This window comes from Piscinibacter defluvii, from assembly GCF_004011805.1.
In the GTDB taxonomy this organism is placed as follows: Bacteria; Pseudomonadota; Gammaproteobacteria; order Burkholderiales; family Burkholderiaceae_C; genus Piscinibacter; species Piscinibacter defluvii.
Window position 1 is genome coordinate 405,671 of record NZ_RCHJ01000003.1, and the last position, 16,031, is coordinate 421,701.

Annotated in this window: 15 protein-coding genes; 13 read left to right on the forward strand and 2 right to left on the reverse strand. The window is 68.8% G+C overall.

The features are described 5' to 3' along the window. The first annotated feature begins 33 nt into the window (after positions 1-33). From carA to D9C15_RS11425, 4 genes are all read left to right on the forward strand, one after another. Positions 34-1,197 (forward strand): glutamine-hydrolyzing carbamoyl-phosphate synthase small subunit, encoded by a 1,164-nt coding sequence (gene carA, locus D9C15_RS11410; RefSeq protein WP_240668370.1) that lies wholly within the window; start codon positions 34-36, stop codon positions 1,195-1,197. Between the two features lies 1 nt (position 1,198). After that, complete coding sequence (carB, locus tag D9C15_RS11415) at positions 1,199-4,450, forward strand: carbamoyl-phosphate synthase large subunit (protein ID WP_127997563.1); 3,252 nt, start codon at positions 1,199-1,201, stop codon at positions 4,448-4,450. A gap of 80 nt (positions 4,451-4,530) precedes the next feature. Next, complete coding sequence (gene greA / locus D9C15_RS11420) at positions 4,531-5,007, forward strand: transcription elongation factor GreA (protein WP_127997564.1); 477 nt, start codon at positions 4,531-4,533, stop codon at positions 5,005-5,007. After that, complete coding sequence (locus D9C15_RS11425; RefSeq protein WP_127997565.1) at positions 5,007-5,450, forward strand: DUF4149 domain-containing protein; 444 nt, start codon at positions 5,007-5,009, stop codon at positions 5,448-5,450. Before greA ends, D9C15_RS11425 begins: the two co-directional genes overlap by 1 nt. Here the strand turns inward: D9C15_RS11425 and D9C15_RS11430 are convergent. After that, complete coding sequence (locus D9C15_RS11430; protein WP_127997566.1) at positions 5,425-5,901, reverse strand: YhbY family RNA-binding protein; 477 nt, start codon at positions 5,899-5,901, stop codon at positions 5,425-5,427. The genes D9C15_RS11425 and D9C15_RS11430 overlap by 26 nt on opposite strands. Before the next feature lie 20 nt (positions 5,902-5,921). Between D9C15_RS11430 and D9C15_RS11435 the strand changes: the two genes are divergently transcribed. From D9C15_RS11435 to glmM, 4 genes are all read left to right on the forward strand, one after another. Further along, positions 5,922-6,605, forward strand: coding sequence for an RlmE family RNA methyltransferase (locus tag D9C15_RS11435; RefSeq protein ID WP_127997567.1), 684 nt, complete (start codon positions 5,922-5,924; stop codon positions 6,603-6,605). A gap of 108 nt (positions 6,606-6,713) precedes the next feature. Then, positions 6,714-8,618: an ATP-dependent zinc metalloprotease FtsH gene (ftsH, locus tag D9C15_RS11440; protein ID WP_127997568.1), complete on the forward strand. Its 1,905-nt coding sequence runs from the start codon at positions 6,714-6,716 to the stop codon at positions 8,616-8,618. A gap of 58 nt (positions 8,619-8,676) precedes the next feature. After that, entirely contained in the window at positions 8,677-9,543 is an 867-nt protein-coding gene (gene folP / locus D9C15_RS11445; RefSeq protein WP_127997569.1) for a dihydropteroate synthase, read from the forward strand. Beyond that, positions 9,540-10,871 (forward strand): phosphoglucosamine mutase, encoded by a 1,332-nt coding sequence (glmM, locus tag D9C15_RS11450; protein ID WP_127997570.1) that lies wholly within the window; start codon positions 9,540-9,542, stop codon positions 10,869-10,871. The genes folP and glmM overlap by 4 nt, the downstream gene beginning before the upstream one ends. 12 nt (positions 10,872-10,883) lie before the next feature. On the opposite strand, the gene D9C15_RS11455 is transcribed toward glmM, so the two are convergent. Next, on the reverse strand, positions 10,884-11,363 hold the full coding sequence (locus D9C15_RS11455; RefSeq protein WP_127997571.1) for a fasciclin domain-containing protein: 480 nt from the start codon (positions 11,361-11,363) through the stop codon (positions 10,884-10,886). Between the two features lie 168 nt (positions 11,364-11,531). Here D9C15_RS11455 and pstS point away from each other — a divergent pair, with 168 nt between their 5' ends. The 5 genes from pstS to phoU all read left to right on the forward strand — a co-directional run bounded on the left by pstS (position 11,532) and on the right by phoU (position 16,025). Further along, positions 11,532-12,572: a phosphate ABC transporter substrate-binding protein PstS gene (pstS, locus tag D9C15_RS11460; RefSeq protein WP_127997572.1), complete on the forward strand. Its 1,041-nt coding sequence runs from the start codon at positions 11,532-11,534 to the stop codon at positions 12,570-12,572. Positions 12,573-12,662: 90 nt separating this feature from the next. Then, the gene (gene pstC, locus D9C15_RS11465; protein WP_240668371.1) at positions 12,663-13,640 is read left to right on the forward strand and encodes a phosphate ABC transporter permease PstC; all 978 of its coding nucleotides are present in this window, start codon (positions 12,663-12,665) and stop codon (positions 13,638-13,640) included. After that, entirely contained in the window at positions 13,637-14,506 is an 870-nt protein-coding gene (gene pstA, locus D9C15_RS11470) for a phosphate ABC transporter permease PstA (protein WP_127997574.1), read from the forward strand. The genes pstC and pstA overlap by 4 nt, the downstream gene beginning before the upstream one ends. 9 nt (positions 14,507-14,515) lie before the next feature. Further along, complete coding sequence (gene pstB / locus D9C15_RS11475) at positions 14,516-15,301, forward strand: phosphate ABC transporter ATP-binding protein PstB (protein WP_127997575.1); 786 nt, start codon at positions 14,516-14,518, stop codon at positions 15,299-15,301. A gap of 16 nt (positions 15,302-15,317) precedes the next feature. Next, positions 15,318-16,025: a phosphate signaling complex protein PhoU gene (gene phoU, locus D9C15_RS11480; protein ID WP_127997576.1), complete on the forward strand. Its 708-nt coding sequence runs from the start codon at positions 15,318-15,320 to the stop codon at positions 16,023-16,025. Positions 16,026-16,031 lie beyond the last annotated feature (6 nt).

Sequence of the window (16,031 nt, forward strand, 5' to 3'; positions counted from 1 at the left end):
GACCTGGGCGCGCACACAGACAGGGAGTCCCCGGTGCCGCCGCCATTGCTGTCCCCCCACGCCCCGGCGATCCTGGCTCTCGCGGACGGCACGATCTTCCAGGGCGTCTCGATCGGCGCCCCCGGTTGCACGGTTGGCGAAGTGGTGTTCAACACCGCGCTGACGGGCTACCAGGAAATCCTCACCGACCCGAGCTACTGCCGCCAGATCGTCACGCTGACCTACCCGCACATCGGCAACGTCGGCGTCAACGCGGAGGACGTGGAGGCGTCGAAGGTTCACGCTGCCGGCCTGATCATCAAGGACCTGCCGGTGCGCGAATCCAACTTCCGCATGAGCGAGACGCTGCCGGCCTACCTGCGGCGCGAAGGCACCGTGGCCATTGCCGGCATCGACACCCGCCGCCTGACGCGCGTGCTGCGCACCCAGGGGGCCCAGAACGGCTGCATCCTGACCCTGCCCGAAAGCGCGGTGGTGACGGACGCCCACCGTGCCGACGCCATCGCCCGGGCCAAGGCCGCGCCGAGCATGGCCGGGCAGGACCTGGCCAAGGTCGTGAGCGCGAGCGAGGTGCAGCCCTGGACCGAATCCGAGTGGACGCTCGGCCGCGGCTTCGGGCAGGCGAAGGGCGGGCGCTTCCACGTTGTCGCCTATGACTTCGGCGTCAAGCGCAACATCCTGCGCATGCTGGCGCAACGGGGCTGCCGGGTCACCGTCGTGCCGGCCCAGACGCCGGCGGCCAGGGCGCTCGAACTCCAGCCCGACGGCATCTTCCTGAGCAATGGCCCGGGCGACCCGGAGCCCTGCGACTACGCGATCGCCGCGGCGCGGGAACTGATCGAGCGCGGCATTCCGACCTTCGGCATCTGCCTGGGTCACCAGATCCTCGCGCTCGCCTCCGGCGCGAAGACCTTCAAGATGAAGTTCGGCCACCACGGCGCCAACCACCCGGTGAAGGACCTGGACAGCGGCCGGGTCAGCATCACCAGCCAGAACCACGGCTTCGCGGTGGACGAGAAGACGCTGCCGGCCACGCTGCGCCCGACGCATGTGTCGCTGTTCGACGGCACGCTGCAGGGCCTGGCCCGCACCGATCGCCCCGCCTTCTGCTTCCAGGGCCACCCCGAAGCCTCGCCCGGCCCGCACGACATCGGTTACCTGTTCGATCGCTTCGTGAACCTCATGGAGAAACGCTGAGATGCCGAAGCGCACCGACCTCGAAAGCATCCTCATCATCGGCGCCGGCCCGATCGTCATCGGCCAGGCCTGCGAGTTCGACTACTCCGGCGCCCAGGCCTGCAAGGCGCTGCGCGAGGAGGGCTACCGCGTCATCCTCGTCAACAGCAACCCGGCGACGATCATGACCGACCCCGGCATGGCCGACGCCACGTACATCGAGCCCATCACCTGGCAGGTGGTCGAGAAGATCATCGCCAAGGAGCGCCCCGATGCCGTGCTGCCCACCATGGGCGGCCAGACCGCGCTGAACTGCGCGCTCGACCTGCACCGCCACGGCGTGCTGGCCAAGTACGGCGTCGAGATGATCGGCGCCAACGAACACGCCATCGAGAAGGCCGAGGACCGGCTCAAGTTCAAGGACGCGATGACCGGCATCGGCCTGCACTCGGCCAAGAGCGGCATCGCGCACTCGATGGAGGAGGCGCTGGCGGTGCAGCGGCGCATCACGCAGGAGCTCGGCGGTGAATCCGTGCATTCGGGCTTCCCGATGGTCATCCGCCCCAGCTTCACGCTCGGCGGCACCGGCGGCGGCATCGCCTACAACCCCGAGGAGTTCGAGGAGATCTGCAAGCGCGGCCTCGACCTCTCGCCCACGAACGAGCTGCTGATCGAGGAATCGCTGATCGGCTGGAAGGAATTCGAGATGGAGGTGGTCCGCGACAAGGCGGACAACTGCATCATCGTCTGCTCGATCGAGAACCTCGACCCGATGGGCATCCACACCGGCGACTCGATCACCGTCGCGCCGGCGCAGACGCTGACCGACAAGGAATACCAGCTGATGCGCAACGCGTCGATCGCGATCCTGCGCGAGATCGGCGTGGACACCGGCGGCAGCAACGTGCAGTTCGCGATCAACCCGCGCAACGGGCGCATGGTCGTGATCGAGATGAACCCGCGTGTCTCGCGCAGCTCGGCGCTGGCCTCCAAGGCAACCGGCTTCCCGATCGCCAAGGTGGCCGCCAAGCTGGCGGTGGGCTACACGCTCGACGAACTGCGCAACGACATCACCGGCGGCGCCACGCCGGCCTCGTTCGAGCCGTCGATCGACTACGTCGTCACCAAGATCCCGCGTTTCGCGTTCGAGAAGTTCCCGGCCGCGGATTCGCGCCTGACCACGCAGATGAAGTCCGTCGGCGAGGTGATGGCGATGGGCCGCACCTTCCAGGAGAGCTTCCAGAAGGCGCTGCGCGGCCTGGAGACCGGCATCGACGGGCTGACCGAGCGCAGCGACGACCGCGAGGAGATCGTGCAGGAGATCGGCGAGGCCGGCCCGGAGCGCATCCTGTACGTGGCCGACGCCTTCCGCATCGGCATGAGCCTGCAGGAGATCTTCGAGGAGACCGCGATCGACCCGTGGTTCCTGGCGCAGATCGAGCAGATCGTGGCCACCGAAAAGCTGCTCGCCGGCCGCACGCTCGAAAGCCTGTCGGCCGAGGAACTGCGCTTCCTCAAGCGCAAGGGCTTCTCGGACAAGCGCCTGGCCAAGCTGCTGACAACGAACCAGCATGCCGTGCGCGCTGCGCGCCACGCGCTGAACGTGCGCCCGGTCTTCAAGCGGGTGGACACCTGCGCGGCCGAGTTCGCGACGCAGACCGCCTACATGTACTCCACCTACGACGAGGAGTGCGAGGCCGAGCCCACCGACCGCAAGAAGATCATGGTGCTCGGCGGCGGGCCGAACCGCATCGGCCAGGGCATCGAGTTCGACTACTGCTGCGTGCATGCGGCGCTGGCGATGCGCGAGGACGGGTACGAGACCATCATGGTCAACTGCAACCCGGAGACGGTCTCGACCGACTACGACACCTCGGACCGCCTCTACTTCGAGCCGGTCACGCTCGAAGACGTGCTCGAGATCGTCGACAAGGAGAAGCCGGCCGGCGTGATCGTGCAGTACGGCGGCCAGACGCCGCTCAAGCTCGCGCTCGACCTGGAGCGCGCCGGCGTGCCCATCGTCGGCACCAGCCCGGACAGCATCGACGTGGCCGAGGACCGCGAGCGCTTCCAGAAGCTGCTGCACGAGCTCGGGCTGAAGCAGCCGCCCAACCGCACCGCGCGCACCGAGGAGGCCGCGCTGGCGATGGCGCACGAGATCGGCTACCCGCTGGTGGTGCGCCCGAGCTACGTGCTGGGCGGCCGGGCGATGGAGATCGTGCACGGCGACAAGGACCTCGAGCGCTACATGCGCGAGGCGGTGCGCGTCTCGGAGAAGTCGCCGGTGCTGCTCGACCGCTTCCTCGACGACGCGATCGAGGTCGACGTCGACTGCATCGCCGACGGCGAGCGGGTCGTCATCGGCGGCATCATGGAACACGTCGAGCAGGCCGGCATCCACAGCGGCGACTCGGCCTGCTCGCTGCCGCCCTACACGCTCTCGGCCGCGCTGCAGGACGAGCTGCGCCGCCAGACCGTGGCGATGGCCCAGGCGCTGAAGGTGGTCGGCCTGATGAACGTGCAGTTCGCCATCCAGGGCGAAGGCGACAGCGCCGTCGTCTACGTGCTGGAGGTCAACCCGCGCGCCTCGCGCACCGTGCCCTTCGTCAGCAAGGCCAACGGCCAGCCGCTGGCCAAGATCGCCGCGCGCTGCATGGTCGGCCGCACGCTGGCGCAGCAGGGCGTGCCGGGCGAGGTGGTGCCGCCGTACTTCAGCGTCAAGGAGGCGGTGTTCCCCTTCAACAAGTTCCCGGGCGTGGACCCGATCCTCGGGCCCGAGATGCGCTCGACCGGCGAGGTGATGGGCACCGGCCGCAGCTTCGGCGAGGCGATGGTCAAGAGCCAGCTCGGTGCCGGCTCGCGCCTGCCGAGCAAGGGCACGGTGTGCATCACGGTGAAGAACAGCGACAAGGCGCGTGCCGTCGCGGTGGCGCGCGACCTGCACGCGCTCGGCTTCCAGCTGGTGGCCACCAAGGGCACGGCCGCGGCCATCGCCGCAGCCGGCGTGCCGGTCAAGGCGGTCAACAAGGTGAAGGATGGCCGCCCGCACATCGTCGACATGGTCAAGGCCGGCGAGATCCAGCTCGTCTTCACCACCGTGGACGAGACCCGCACCGCGATCGCCGACTCGCGCCACATCCGCCAGGCCGCGCTGGCCAACCGGGTGACCTACTACACCTCGATGGCCGGCTGCGAAGCCGCGGTCGAGGGCATGAAGCACCAGGCCGACGTGGTGGTGAGGTCGTTGCAGGAACTGCACGCCGAACTGCACTAAACTCCGGCGCAACTCTCCACGGCCGCCGCCGGATCCTCTGGGCGGCGGCTTCGTTTTTTCCGGCTCGAGGATTCTTTCGCATGGCCACCATCCCCCTCACCAAGCGCGGCGCCGAGAAGCTCAAGGACGAGCTGACGCGGCTGAAGTCCGTCGAGCGGCATGCGGTCATCCAGGCCATCGCCGAGGCGCGCGCGCAAGGCGACCTGTCCGAGAACGCCGAGTACGAGGCGGCCAAGGACAAGCAGGGCTTCATCGAGGGCCGCATCCTCGAGATCGAGGGCAAGCTCGCGGCCGCGCAGATCATCGACCCGGCCGCGCTGGACGCCGGCGGCAAGGTGGTGTTCGGCTCGACCGTCGACCTCGAGGACGTGGACAGCGGCGCGCAGGTCACCTACCAGATCGTCGGCGAGGACGAGGCCGACCTGAAGCAGGGCCTGATCTCGATCGGCTCGCCGATTGCCCGCGCACTGATCGGCAAGGAGGCCGGCGACGTGGCCGAGGTGCAGGCGCCGGGTGGGCTGCGCCACTACGAGATCGTCGGCGTCCGCTACATCTGATGAGCCGCCTCGCGGGGCTGCTGGCGGCGCTGTGGGCCGGCGTGCTGGCCTGCGTCGCCGGCATTGCCACGCCGAGCGCCTTCGCCCTGTTGCCGCGCGCCGAGGCCGGCCGGGTGGCGGGGCGCATCCTGGCGATCGAGGCGCACCTGAGCCTCGCGCTCGGCCTGCTGGTCCTGATGATGACCTGGCGACTGGCGCGCGACGCGGCCGAGGCCGGACGCGGCTCGCGCATGAGCGCCGAGCTGCTGCTGGCCGCCGGCACCTTGTTCTGCACCGTGGCGGGCTACTTCGCCGTGCAGCCGATGATGGAGGCGGCGCGGGCCGGGCAGGGGCCCTGGAGCTTCGGCGCGCTGCACGCGGTCTCCAGCGTCTTCTTCGCGCTCAAGGGCCTGCTGGTGCTGGCCCTGGCCTGGCGACTCAGCCGCCCTGCGCAGACTTCTTGAGGCTCGCCTGCCGCTTGCGGGCGCGCTTGACCTCGCCGCCGGCCGTGAGCCGCTGGTTGCCCATCACCTTGATCTTCTTCACCTGCGGGCGATGGTTGCCGCTCTTCGAGAACTTCAGGATCTTGACCACCTTGGGGCCGGGCATCCGGTCCTCGCGCTCGGCCTTGGGCTTCACCGGGATCGGGCGCCACAGCACCAGCAGCTTGCCGATGTGCTGGATCGGGGCGGCATTGAGCTCCTCGGCCAGGATCAGCAGCATCTGCTCGCGCACCGCGCGGTCGTCGGAGAACACGCGGATCTTGATCAGCCCGTGGGCGTTCAAGGCGGCGTCGGCCTCCTTGCGGATGGCTTCGGTCAGGCCCTCGGCGCCGATCAGCACGACCGGATCGAGGTGGTGGGCCGCGGCGCGGTGTTCCTTGCGCTGCGCCGGGGTCAGGGTGAGGACGGGCATCTGCGTATTATCCCCGTCCGATGAGCGTCCGATCCAAGAGCAAGAAGGTCAATCGCGCGTGGCTGCACGACCACCTGACCGATCCCTACGTCAAGCTGGCGCAGAAGGAGGGCTACCGGGCCCGCGCGGCCTACAAGCTCAAGGAGATCGACGAGACCCTGCACCTGGTGCGGCCCGGGCAGCTGGTGGTCGACCTGGGCGCCACGCCCGGCGCCTGGAGCCAGTACCTGCGCCGCAGGTTCGCCGGCCCGGGAGGCGCCCTGAACGGCACCATCATCGCGCTGGACATCCTGGACTTCGAGCCGATCGAGGGGGTCGAGTTCATCCAGGGCGATTTCCGCGAGGACGCGGTGCTGGCCCGGCTGAGCGCCAGGGTGGGTGGCCGGCCGGTCGACCTGGTGGTCTCGGACATGGCGCCCAACCTCTCGGGCATCGAAAGCGCCGATTCCGCCCGGATCGCGCACCTGGTCGAACTGGCGGTGGAGTTCGCCCAGAACCACCTCAAGCCCACCGGTGCCCTGGTGTGCAAGGTGTTCCACGGCAGCGGCTACAGCCAGCTCGTGGAACTGTTCAAGCAGCGCTTCCGCACCGTCAAGGCGCTCAAGCCGAAGGCTTCGCGCGACAAGTCGGCGGAAACCTTCCTGATCGGCATCGGTCTCAAGGCCCGTGCCGAAGTCGCCGAAAACCGGGTCGTACCAGGGTGAAACGCCCCGGGCCCGCGGGCTTGACTGCACTAAAATCGACACCACATGCCGTGGCAATGGGCGGAAACCCTTCCGCCGCGTTGTCTGAATCTCGGAAAAGGAGCCGCGGTGAACAATCAATGGTTCTCTAAGGTCGCTGTCTGGCTGGTGATCGCACTCGTGCTGTTCACCGTGTTCAAGCAGTTCGACCGCGGAGCGTCGACGGCGGGCCAGATCGGCTACTCCGAGTTCCTCGAGGAGGTGCGCGCCAAGCGCATCAAGAGCGTGGTGCTGCAGGAAGGCGGCGGCGGCTCGACCGAGATCCGCGCCCGCACCACCGACGACAAGGAAGTCCGCACCACCGCGACCTATCTCGATCGCGGCCTGGTCGGCGACCTGATCAACAACAACGTCAAGTTCGACGTCAAGCCGCGCGAGGAGCCGTCGTTCCTGCTGAGCCTGCTGGCCAGCTGGGGCCCGATCCTGCTGCTGATCGGCGTGTGGATCTACTTCATGCGCCAGATGCAGGGCGGCGGCAAGGGCGGTGCCTTCAGCTTCGGCAAGAGCAAGGCGCGCATGCTCGACGAGGCCAACAACACCACCACCTTCGCCGACGTCGCCGGTTGCGACGAGGCCAAGGAGGAGGTCAAGGAGCTCGTCGACTTCCTGAAGGACCCGCAGAAGTTCCAGAAGCTCGGCGGCCGCATCCCGCGTGGCGTGCTGCTGGTCGGCCCGCCGGGCACCGGCAAGACGCTGCTGGCCAAGGCGATCGCCGGCGAGGCCAAGGTGCCGTTCTTCAGCATCTCCGGCTCCGACTTCGTCGAGATGTTCGTCGGCGTCGGTGCGGCGCGCGTGCGCGACATGTTCGAGCAGGCCAAGAAGAGCGCGCCCTGCATCATCTTCATCGACGAGATCGACGCGGTGGGTCGCCACCGCGGCGCGGGCCTGGGCGGCGGCAACGACGAGCGCGAGCAGACGCTGAACCAGATGCTCGTCGAGATGGACGGCTTCGAGACCAACCTCGGCGTGATCGTGATGGCGGCCACCAACCGGCCCGACATCCTCGACCCGGCGCTGCTGCGTCCGGGCCGCTTCGACCGCCAGGTCTACGTGACACTGCCCGACGTGCGCGGCCGCGAGCAGATCCTGAACGTGCACATGCGCAAGGTGCCCGTGGGCCAGGACATCCGGGCCGACATCCTCGCGCGCGGCACGCCGGGATTCTCTGGCGCCGATCTGGCGAACCTGGTCAACGAGGCGGCGCTCTTCGCCGCGCGGCGCAACGCCCGCGTGGTGGAGATGGTCGACTTCGAGAAGGCCAAGGACAAGATCATGATGGGCCCCGAGCGCAAGTCCATGGTCATGCCCGAGGAGGAGCGCCGCAACACCGCCTACCACGAGGCCGGCCATGCGCTGGTGGCGCGCCTGATGCCCAAGACCGACCCGGTTCACAAGGTCACCGTGATCCCGCGCGGTCGGGCGCTGGGCGTGACGATGCAGCTGCCCGAGAACGACCGCTACAGCATGGACAAGGAGCGCATGCTCTCGACCATCTCGGTGCTGTTCGGCGGCCGCATCGCGGAAGAGGTGTTCATGAACCAGATGACCACCGGCGCCAGCAACGACTTCGAGCGGGCCACCCAGCTGGCGCGTGACATGGTGATGCGCTACGGCATGAGCGACGAGCTTGGCCCGATGGTCTACGCGGAGAACGAGGGCGAGGTGTTCCTCGGTCGCTCGATCACCAAGCAGGTCAACATGTCCGAGGCCACGATGCAGAAGGTCGACCGCGAGGTGCGCCGCATCATCGACGAGCAGTACGCCACCGCGCGCAAGCTCATCGAGGAGAACCAGGACAAGATGCACATCATGGCCAAGGCGCTGCTCGAGTGGGAGACCATCGACAGCGACCAGATCGAGGACATCATGTCCGGCAAGCCGCCGCGCCCGCCCAAGGACTGGACGCCCTCGGCCAGCAAGCCCGGCTCCAGCGTACCCCCGGTCAGCCCGGGCAGCGCCACCGCGACGGCCTGATCCGGCCGCCGCTCCTGAACTCGACGGGGCTTCGGCCCCGTTTTCTTTGCAGGCTCCCATGTTCTGGCAGACCACGCGCTTCCGCATCGACCTCGCGCGCCCGCGCGTGATGGGCATCGTCAACGTGACGCCGGATTCGTTCTCCGACGGCGGCCGCCTGGGCGACGCGGCGGCGGCACTGCGTCACTGCGAGCAGCTGCTGGCCGAGGGGGCCGACATCCTCGACATCGGCGGCGAATCCAGCCGCCCCGGCGCCGCGCCGGTGCCGCTCGCGGAGGAGCTGGCGCGTGTGCTGCCGGTGGTGCAGGGCGCGCTGGGTTTCGGGGTGCCGCTCTCCGTGGACACGGTCAAGCCGGAGGTGATGCGCCGTGCGCTCGAGCTCGGCGCGGATATCGTCAACGACATCGGCGCGCTGCTGGCGCCGGGCGCGCTGGAGGCGGTGGCCGCCTTCCCTTGCGCCGGCGTCTGCCTGATGCACATGCGCGGCGACCCGGCGACCATGCAGCAGCGCCCGGCCTACGACGACGTGGTCGCCGAAGTCGCCGACTTCCTGGCGGGCCGGCTGCAGGTGCTGCGTGCCGCGGGCGTCGACGACGAACGCATCGTGCTCGACCCGGGCATCGGTTTCGGCAAGACGGTCGAGCACAACCTCGAGCTGCTGCGGCGTCAGCCGGAGCTGCTGGCGCTCGGCCGGCCGCTGCTGCTGGGCTGGTCGCGCAAGTCCACCCTCGGGGCGGTGACGGGCCGCGCGGTCGGTGAACGCCTGGCCGGCAGCATCGCCGCCGCGCTGGCGGCGGCCCGGCAGGGGGCGGCGATCCTGCGTGTGCACGATGTCGCAGCCACCGTCGACGCCCTGAAGGTGTGGGGGGCGGCCGGACTGCTGCCGGTGCCAGAATCCCCCGCGACACGAGGAGCGATCCGATGAGCAGAACCTACTTCGGCACCGACGGGATCCGCGGCACGGTCGGCCAGTACCCGATCACCCCGGACTTCATGCTGCGCATCGGCCATGCCGTCGGACGGGTGCTGAAGGAGAGCGAGGCCCGGCCGACCGTGCTGATCGGCAAGGACACCCGCATCTCCGGCTACATGATCGAATCCGCGCTCGAGGCCGGCTTCGCCTCGGCCGGGGTGAACGTGCTGATGACCGGGCCGCTGCCCACGCCCGGCGTCGCCTACCTCACCCGGGCGCTGCGCCTGAGCCTGGGCGTGGTGATCAGCGCCTCGCACAACCCCTACGAGGACAACGGCATCAAGTTCTTCTCGGCGCGCGGCGAGAAGCTGCCCGACGCCTGGGAGGCCGAGGTCGAGCGCCTGCTCGAGCAGCCGGCGCGCTGGGTCGACTCGGTCGAGCTCGGCAAGGTGCGCAAGCTCGACGACGCGCGCGGCCGCTACATCGAGTTCTGCAAGAGCACGATCGGCGGCGAGCTGTCGCTGCGCGGACTGAAGGTGGTGGTCGATGCGGCGCACGGCGCGGCCTCGCGCGTGGTGCCCGAGGTGTTCCACGAACTCGGTGCCGAGGTGGTGGCGATCGGCTGCAGCCCGGACGGCATGAACATCAACCACGGCTTCGGCGCCACCGCACCGGCCGCGCTGGTAGCCGCCGTCAAGGAACATGGCGCGGACTACGGCATCGCGCTCGACGGCGACGCCGACCGGCTGCAGATGGTCGACGGTTCCGGCCGGCTCTTCAACGGCGACGAACTGCTGTTCGTGATGGTGGCCGACCGCATCGCGCAGGACCAGCCGGTTCCCGGCGCGGTCGGCACGCTGATGACCAACATGGCGGTCGAGCTGGCGCTCAAGGAGCGCGGCGTGCCCTTCGTGCGCGCCAAGGTCGGCGACCGCTACATCCTGGAGGAGCTGTCGGCGCGCGGCTGGCAGCTCGGCGGCGAGGGCTCGGGCCACCTGCTGGCGCTGGACAAGCACACCACCGGCGACGGCATCGTCAGCGCGCTGCAGATCCTGCAGGCGGTGCGGCGCAGCGGCCGCACGCTGGCGCAGCTGCTGGAGGGCGTCGCGCTGTTCCCGCAGACGCTGATCAACGTGCGCCTGGCCGAGGGCAGCGACTGGAAGAAAAACGCCGCACTGGCGGCCGAGCAGGAGCGCGTGACGCGTGAGCTCGGCAGCCAGGGGCGCATCCTGATCCGTGCCTCCGGCACCGAGCCGGTGCTTCGGGTGATGGTCGAGGCGCGCGACGCGGCACGCGCCAAGCGCAGCGCCGAACTGCTCGCCGACGCGGCGCGGGCCTGACCGGGACGCCGCCTACTTCTTCGGCGGCATCAGCACCCGGTCGATCACGTGCACGACGCCGTTGGCGGCGCCCAGGTCGGCCTGGGTCACCATCGCGTCCTCCACCGTCACGTAGCTGCCGGCCTTGCCGAGCGACAGGTTGGCGCCCTGCACGGTCTTGGCGGTGCCGTTCTTGACATCGGCGGCGCCGACCTTGCCCGGCAGCACGTGGTAGCTCAGCAGCTCCTTGAGCCGGGCCTTGTCGGCGCTCAAGTCGGCCAGCGTCTTGGCCGGCACGGCCTTGAAGGCCTCGTCGCTAGGCGCGAACACGGTATAGGGCCCCGGGCCCTTGAGCGTGTCGGCCAGGCCGGCATCGGCGATCAGCTTGTTCAGCTTGCTCAGCTGGGGCGCGCGCGCCGTGGTGTCGACCACGGTCGCGGGGGTGCCGGTGGTGGCGCACCCGGCCAGCAGGGCCAGCGCCGCGGCGCCGGCCGCCAGGGATAGGCGGATCATCGTGAGTCCTCGTGTCAAAGTCACGGTGGCGCAGTCTGCGGGGGCCCCGTGACGGAGGGATGACAGCGGTGTGACGCTGCAGCCGCCTGCGAGAGGGTTGTCATGCGGCTGTCACGAGGCGTCCCTAGAGTCCCGGCCATGTCACGCACCACCACGAAAGGCGCAACCATGTCCGTCTCCACCGTCCGCCGTGCCGCCCTGGCCATCGCCCTTGCCGTTTCCGGCGGCGCCGCGCTGGCGCAGGACGTCACCGGCGCCGGCGCCACCTTCCCGGCGCCGATCTACGCCAAGTGGGCCGACGCCTACAACAAGGCGACCGGCGCGCGCATCAACTACCAGTCGGTCGGCTCGGGCGCCGGCATCCGCCAGATCAAGGCCAAGACGGTCGACTTCGGCGCCAGCGACATGCCGCTGAAGGACGACGAGCTCGCCAAGGACGGCCTGCTGCAGTTCCCCACCGTGATCGGCGGCGTGGTGCCGGTGGTCAACATCAAGGGCATCGCGCCCGGGCAGATCAAGCTGACCGGCCAGGCGCTGGGCGACATCTACCTCGGCAAGATCACCAAGTGGAACGACCCGGCGCTGACCGCGCTGAACCCCGGTGTCGCGCTGCCGGACGCGGCGATCGCCGTGGTGCGCCGTGCCGACGGCTCGGGCACGAGCTTCATCTTCACGAACTACCTGAGCAAGGTCAACGAGGAGTGGAAGGCCAAGGTCGGCGAGGGCACGGCCGTCAACTGGCCGACCGGCGCGGGCGGCAAGGGCAACGAGGGCGTGGCGGCGTTCGTGCAGCGCCTGCCCAACTCGATCGGCTACGTCGAGTACGCGTACGTGAAGCAGAACAAGATGACCTACACGCTACTGAAGAACCAGGCCGGCAGCTTCGTGGCGCCGGACGACGTGAACTTCAAGGCCGCGGCCGCCGGGGCCGACTGGTCCAAGACCTTCTACCAGATCCTGACCGAGCAGCCGGGCAAGGACGCCTGGCCGCTGACCGGCGCGACGTTCATCCTGATGTACAAGTCGACCGACAAGCCGGCCAACGCCGCCGCCGCGCTGAAGTTCTTCGACTGGGCCTACAAGAGCGGTGACGCGATGGCGGCCGAACTGGAGTACGTGTCGCTGCCGGCCAACGTCAAGGACCTGGTGCGCAAGCAGTGGGGCGAGATCAAGGACACGGCCGGCAAGCCGGTCGCGGCAGTCCAGTAAGCGCGCTCTCGGACCCGCACATCGCCAGCACCGGACGGGAGGCCCATGACCGCTACACTGCCCGCGACTCCGAGCCTGGATCGCGATGCCATGGACCGTTCCGACCCGGCCGGCGCGCCGCCTCCGATGCGCCGGGCCTCCCCCTGGGCCGACACTGTCTTCTCCCTGCTGGCCCACGGCGCGGCCTGGCTGACGCTCGCCCTGCTGGCGGGCATCATCGCCTCGCTGGTGATCGGTGCCGCCCCGGCGATCCGCGAGTACGGCCTGGGTTTCCTCTGGAGCAGCGAGTGGGACCCGGTGCAGAACCGCTACGGCGGGCTGGTGATGATCTACGGCACGCTGATGACCTCGTTCATCGCGCTGCTGATCGCGGTGCCGGTGAGCTTCGGCATCGCGCTGTTCCTGACCGAGCTGTCGCCGAACTGGCTCAAGCGCCCCCTGGGGACGGCGATCGAACTGCTCGCCGCGGTGCCCTCGATCGTCTACGGCATGTGGGGCCTGCTGGTGTTCGGCCCGATCCTCGCCACCTACGTGCAGCAGCCGCTGCAGGCGGCCTTCACCGGCGTGCCCGGGCTGGGCGCGCTGGTCTCGGGTCCGCCGGTGGGCATCGGCATCCTGTCGGCCGGCATCATCCTGGCGATCATGATCATCCCCTTCATCGCCGCGGTGATGCGCGACGTGTTCGAGGTCACGCCGCCGCTGCTCAAGGAGTCGGCCTACGGGCTGGGTTCCACCACCTGGGAGGTGGTCTACAAGGTCGTGCTGCCCTACACGAAGACCGGGGTCATCGGCGGCATCATGCTCGGGCTCGGTCGGGCGCTGGGCGAGACCATGGCCGTGACCTTCGTGATCGGCAACATGAACCAGCTCGACTCGCTGTCGCTGTTCGAGGCCGCCAACAGCATCACCTCGGCGCTGGCCAACGAGTTCGCCGAGGCCGGCGAGGGCTTGCACCAGGCCTCGCTGATCTACCTCGGGCTGATCCTGTTCTTCATCACCTTCGTCGTGCTGTCGCTGTCCAAGCTGCTGCTGGCGCAGCTCAAGAAGGGTGAAGGGAGCCGCACATGAGCACGGCGCTGAGCTTCGACGCCGGCAAGCTGGCCAGGCACCGCGCGCGCAAGCGCGTCAACCGCATCGCGCTGGCGCTCGCGCTGGGCGCGATGGCCTTCGGCGTGTTCTGGCTGGTCTGGATCCTGATCGAGACCGTGCGCCTGGGGCTGGGCGGCATCGCACTGGCGACCTTCACCGAGATGACGCCGCCGCCGCAGGCCGAGACCGGCGGCCTGGCCAACGCGATCTTCGGCTCGCTGCTGATGGTCTCGCTGGCCACGCTGCTGGGCACGCCGATCGGCATCCTGGCAGGCATCTACCTGGCCGAGTACGGGCAGAAGACCTGGCTCGGCTCGGCGACGCGCTTCATCAACGACATCCTGCTGTCCGCGCCGTCGATCGTGATCGGCCTGTTCATCTACGCCGCGGTGGTGGCGCGCGTGAAGTCCTTCTCGGGCGGCGCCGGCGTGCTGGCGCTGGCCCTGATCGTCATCCCGGTGGTGATCCGCACCACCGAGAACATGCTCACCCTGATCCCGAACGCGCTGCGCGAGGCCGCCTATGCGCTGGGCACGCCGAAGTGGAAGGTGATCACGATGATCACGCTGAAGGCGGCGCGCGCCGGCGTGGTCACCGGCGTGCTGCTGGCGTTGGCGCGCATCGCCGGCGAGACGGCGCCGCTGCTCTTCACGGCCCTGTCCAACCAGTTCTGGACCAGCAGCCTCGCCGAACCGATGGCCAGCCTGCCGGTGACCATCTTCAAGTTCGCGATGAGCCCGTACGAGAACTGGCAGAAGCTGGCCTGGGCCGGCGTGTTCCTGATCACGCTGGGCGTGCTCGCGCTGAACATCCTGGCGCGCGTGCTGTTCCGCAACAAGCATTGAGGGGGGACGATGGACGTCCGAGTCGAACTGCCGGTCACCGAGAAGGTCAAGATCTCGGTGCGCGACCTGAACTTCTACTACGGCGGTTTCCACGCCCTGAAGCGCATCAACCTCGACATCCCGGCCGGCAAGGTGACCGCCTTCATCGGCCCCTCGGGCTGCGGCAAGAGCACGCTGCTGCGCACCTTCAACCGCATGTTCGAGCTCTACCCGGAGCAGCGCGCCGAAGGGCAGATCCTGCTGGACGGGCAGAACATCCTCGAGAAGCGGCTCGACGTGAGCCTGATCCGCGCGAAGATCGGCATGGTGTTCCAGAAGCCGACGCCGTTCCCGATGTCGATCTACGACAACATCGCCTTCGGCGTGCGGCTGTTCGAGAGCCTGCCGCGGGTGGAGATGGACGAGCGGGTCGAATGGGCGCTCAAGAAGGCCGCGCTGTGGAACGAGGTCAAGGACAAGCTCGGCCAGAGCGGCTCGGGCCTGTCCGGCGGCCAGCAGCAGCGCCTGTGCATCGCACGCGGCATCGCGATCAAGCCCGAGGTGCTGCTGCTCGACGAACCCTGTTCCGCGCTCGACCCGATCTCCACCGGCAAGATCGAGGAGCTGATCACCGAGCTGAAGCACGACTACACGGTGGCCATCGTCACGCACAACATGCAGCAGGCGGCGCGGGTGTCCGACTACACCGCCTACATGTACCTCGGCGACCTGATCGAGTTCGGGCCGACGGCCGAGCTGTTCATGAAGCCGAAGAAGAAGGACACGGAAGACTACATCACGGGCCGCTTCGGCTGACCGAGAGGACTGCGAGATGACCGACAAACACCTGTCCACCCAGTTCGATGCCGAGCTGTCCGCGATCTCCACCCGCGTGCTCGAGATGGGCGGGCTGGCGGAGTCGCAGGTCGCCCAGGCGATCTACTCGCTGGTCAACGTCAGCGGCGAGACGGCCACCCAGGTGCTGGCCGGCGAGGAACGTGTGAACCAGATGGAGGTGGAGATCGACCGCGATCTCTCCACCATCATCGCGCGGCGCCAGCCGACCGCGCGCGACCTGCGCCTGCTGATCGCGATCTCCAAGACCATCGGCAACCTCGAGCGCGTCGGCGACGAGGCGGCGCGCATCGCACGCACGGTGCAGCGGCTGATCAACTCCGGCATGTCCAGCCGCATGCGGCTGCCGGTGGGCGACGTCTCCTTCGAGGCCAGTCTCGCCACCGCCTCGCTGCGCAAGGCGCTGGACGCGTTCGCGCGGCTGGATGCGGTCAAGGCGCTCGAGGTCATCAAGGACGACAACCAGATCGACATCGAGTTCGACGGGCTGATGCGCAAGCTGATCACCTACATGATGGAAGACCCGCGCACCATCTCCTCGTCGATCGACCTGGTGTTCGTGGCCAAGGCGATCGAGCGCATCGGCGACCACGCGAAGAACCTCGCCGAGCAGACCATCTACATCGTCAAGGGCACCGACGTGCGGCACCATCCGCTGGCCAACGTCGAGTCGGTGGTGCGTTGAGGAGGC